3 protein-coding genes are annotated in these 3,679 nt (G+C 41.9%); 2 read left to right on the top strand and 1 reads right to left on the bottom strand.

Annotated features, from left to right (window positions below; translation table 11 throughout):
- Positions 1–106 precede the first annotated feature (106 nt).
- Positions 107–391, top strand: coding sequence for a helix-turn-helix domain-containing protein (locus tag T472_RS17905; RefSeq protein ID WP_023386914.1), 285 nt, complete (start codon positions 107–109; stop codon positions 389–391).
- A 147-nt stretch (positions 392–538) separates the two neighbouring features.
- Positions 539–1,729, top strand: coding sequence for a pyridoxal phosphate-dependent aminotransferase (locus T472_RS17900; RefSeq protein ID WP_023386916.1), 1,191 nt, complete (start codon positions 539–541; stop codon positions 1,727–1,729).
- A 139-nt stretch (positions 1,730–1,868) separates the two neighbouring features.
- On the opposite strand, the gene T472_RS17895 is transcribed toward T472_RS17900, so the two are convergent.
- Entirely contained in the window at positions 1,869–3,320 is a 1,452-nt protein-coding gene (locus T472_RS17895) for a sodium:solute symporter family protein (protein ID WP_023386918.1), read from the bottom strand.
- Positions 3,321–3,679 lie beyond the last annotated feature (359 nt).

The following is a 3,679-nucleotide window of genomic DNA, read 5'->3' as shown; positions in this document are numbered from 1 at the left end:
AAGTTACTTTATCAATTAACCCCACATGGATTTATTAAGAAAAGTACGAAATCCCCATCAATAGAAATTGCGAAGGTCTACATGAAGGACTATAGAGGAGAAACAGTTGAGTAATGCAGGAGTTAACTACAAGGACTATAAAGCAAAATACCTTGAAAATGCCGGGGTAAAGAAAGAATTTGATGCACTTGAATTGAGGTACAGGATTGCAATGGAGATTGCTAGACTAAGAAGAGATAAGAAAGTAACACAGGCGGAACTAGCTGCAAGGCTTAAAACGACAACTTCTGCTGTATCAAGGATTGAAAGCGGAAACCAGAATGTATCGGTCGATATGGTAGAGAAAATTGCTGAAGCATTAGGCAAGACTGTTGAGGTTTTGTTCAAGTGAAAAATCAAATGAGTTGCGGAATTATCAATTTCATATGTGCTTTGTCCTGCATTTTTCAAATTCAGGTGCGATAATGAATAAAAGTCGGAGCAGAAGCAATGTTTAATGGTATAATTTTTAGAGAAGTTTTGAAGGATGGTGGAAGTCATGATAGCTAAAGATATGAAGAATTCAATAAAGAACGGCTCAATTATTAGAGCTATGTTTGAAGAAGGTAAGAAAAGGGCCAGGATATACGGTGCTGAGAATGTATTTGACTTCAGTCTGGGTAATCCTAATGTTGAGCCACCTGAACAGATCAAACAGGCAATCATTGATATAGTGTCCTCTGAGAAGCCGATGAACATACATGGCTACATGATGAACTCAGGGTATGAGGATGTAAGGGAAGACATTGCGAAGTCTATCAACAGGAAATTTAAGACTGATTTTACGAGCAGGAACATAATAATGACAGTTGGTGCCGGTGGTGGAGCAAATGTCGTATTCAAGACTCTTCTGGATCCTGACGATGAGGTAATAACCTTTGCTCCTTTCTTTGGTGAATACAGAGGCTATGTAGCAAATTTCGGAGGGAAGCTTGTGGTTGTATCTCCCAATACTGTGGATTTCCAGCCTAATCTTATTGAATTCCGGGATAAGGTAACTCCAAGGACAAAGGCCGTGATCATCAATTCGCCAAACAATCCAACAGGTGTAGTGTATTCCGAGAAGACTATTATTGAGCTTTCAGAGATATTGAGGGAAAAGCAGAAGGAGTTTGGAACCGAAATATACCTGGTCTCTGATGAGCCATACAGGGAGCTTGCCTATGAAAATGTTGAGGTTCCTTATCCGACAAAGTATTTCGAGAACACTATCGTAGTGTATTCCTTCAGCAAGTCCCTTTCGCTTCCAGGAGAAAGGATTGGATATCTCGTGATACCAACTGAAGCCGCAGATTATGAGAATGTCTTCGCTGGAGCAGGAATAGCAACAAGGATACTTGGCTTCGTAAATGCACCATCACTGTTCCAGAGGGTTGCAGCGAGGTGCGTGGACCTGGAAGTTGATGTAGAGGTCTATAACAGGAACCGGGAGCTTTTATATGACAGCCTCAAGTCGTATGGGTATGAGTGCATAAAGCCTGAAGGTGCGTTCTACATGTTTGTGAAATCTCCAATAGCTGATGACTCCAGATTCTGCGATATGGCAAAGGAGAAGAACATACTCATAGTACCCGGCACATATTTCTCATGCCCCGGATATTTCAGGATAGCGTACTGTGTGGCTTACGATACCATTAGGAATGCGCTGCCTGGATTCAAGGCGCTCATGGATGAGGTCAGTGGTATATAGGCTGATATGAAATAAGGAAAACAATGAACTCACATTCAGTAAAGCAGTTTCATTGAGATAATTGTGATTAAAAGGCGGTTTGTTCAAAAATCTGAACAAACCGCCTTTGCAGTTTCAATTATTGTTTGTGGAATGAAGACTAAGCCTTTTCGTTGGCATCGAATTCAAGTGTTTCATTCTTTGGAGGCATCAGCAGGGAGAATACTACGAATACTACGAGTGCTGATACAAGTCCTGGGATAACAGCCTGCTGCTCCCATCCGAAGAATGTCAGCCCAGGTATGAGCTTCTTTTCGAATATCAGTGATACCAGTGACCCTACTATAAGGGATGCAATTGTACCTGCTGGTGAGGCTTTTTTCCAATAGTGTCCGAAAACGTATGGGAAGAATGCTCCGGCAGCCCTGAGGGTGAATGAGAACATCAGCAAGTCTATTATGCTGGTTGCGCTCAAAGCGACTATAAGGCTGAAGATACCGACTATCACCATTGTGATTCTGGTAACATTCATGATTTCCTTGTCGTCAGCACCTGGCTTTATGTATTGCTTGTAAATGTCGTTGCTGAATATGGATCCTGCACCGAGAAGGTCTGAGTCGGCGCTTGACATAGTCGCTGATATGATTCCGCTGAACAGTAATCCTACTATGACGGCAGGCATGGTTAGTGTAGCAAGAACCGGCAGTGAGTATCTTGCACCCTGAGCGAGGACCTCTGTTGAGGATACTTTACCCATGTTGACAAGTGCAAGGGTTATGATTCCAAGTATGGTAGGTATGAAGGCGTAAATTATATTTATGCCTGAAGCCAGGATGGAGCCCTGCATTGCAGCTTTTCCGTCCCTAGCTGAATAGTACCTTGATACGGCTTCCTGACCTACAGTAAAGGTCGAGATATACATGATTATGAGTGCTAATATTGCTTTCCATCCTCCTATGCCGGAGAAGAGATTCCATGTTTCTGGAGGTACGTTGTCAACTATGTTTGACCATCCTCCTGCGTAATTGAGAGAGAATGGTATGGCGATAAGCATACCTGCTACAATGAGTCCGACCTGGACAAAGTCGGTGATGGCTACGCTCCACATTCCGCCCATGACGGCGTATATTGTGACTATGATTGCTACAACTATCAATGAGGTTTTCCAGTTCAGGTTCATCATTACTGAAAGGATTGTCGCAGATGCCATGAACTGTCCCGCGGTAAGTCCAATAAGCGGCAGCAGCATTGTTACTGATGTGAACAGCCCTGATAACTTTCCGTATCTTCGCCTGAAGTACTCTGGTACTGTCCTGACTTCACTGGCCCTGAACTTTGGTGCAAGAACCATCAGGACGATGAATGCAATTCCCATGGCTAACACATACCATGCCGCGCTAAGTCCCCACTGTGACTTTCCAAGGTTACTTGCCTTTTCAACAACTCCAAGGGAGCTTCCACCACCAATTTCAGTGGCTGCAAGGGTTCCTGCCATGAGGATAGGCCCCATGCTCCTGCCGGCTACCATGAAATCTGTAGACGATGATATCCTTTTTGAGGACCAGTAACCGATTCCGAGCATACCGAGCATGTAAAGAACAACAATGATCATTACTGTAGTTTGCACAATTCATTCCTCACTTCGTTTAATATTTTTTTGAAAACGTTTACTAGAAGAAGCTGTACGACCTTGATTGATAAGTATGAGTTCATTGGTTTGACTGCATATGCATTTCCGGATATGATAAGATTATATTTTTTCAAATAGCAAGTGTCAAACGTTAACATTTGTTAATTAAGCAAGGAGTAAACGATTTCAATTGAAGATATGATTAATTATCTTTAATTTGTGTATCAATAAAGAAATTGATACCAAAATATTTATTGATGTACCAAAAAAATATTTTGGAAATCGTGAATTCCAGTGCTCGATTATTGTGCAATTTAACAATATTATTCAATTTGTTTGTT

Origin of the sequence: Youngiibacter fragilis 232.1, assembly GCF_000495435.3 — a bacterium.
In the GTDB taxonomy this organism is placed as follows: domain Bacteria; phylum Bacillota; class Clostridia; order Clostridiales; family Clostridiaceae; genus Youngiibacter; species Youngiibacter fragilis.
Note: the sequence above shows the minus strand (reverse complement) of the source record. Positions and strands in the feature narration are given on the sequence as shown.

Bases quoted from the DNA above. Each gene is read 5' to 3' on its own strand.
- T472_RS17900 (WP_023386916.1), top strand. From the start codon at position 539: ATGATAGCTAAAGATATGAAGAATTCAATAAAGAACGGCTCAATTATT.
- T472_RS17895 (WP_023386918.1), bottom strand. From the start codon at position 3,320: ATGATCATTGTTGTTCTTTACATGCTCGGTATGCTCGGAATCGGTTAC.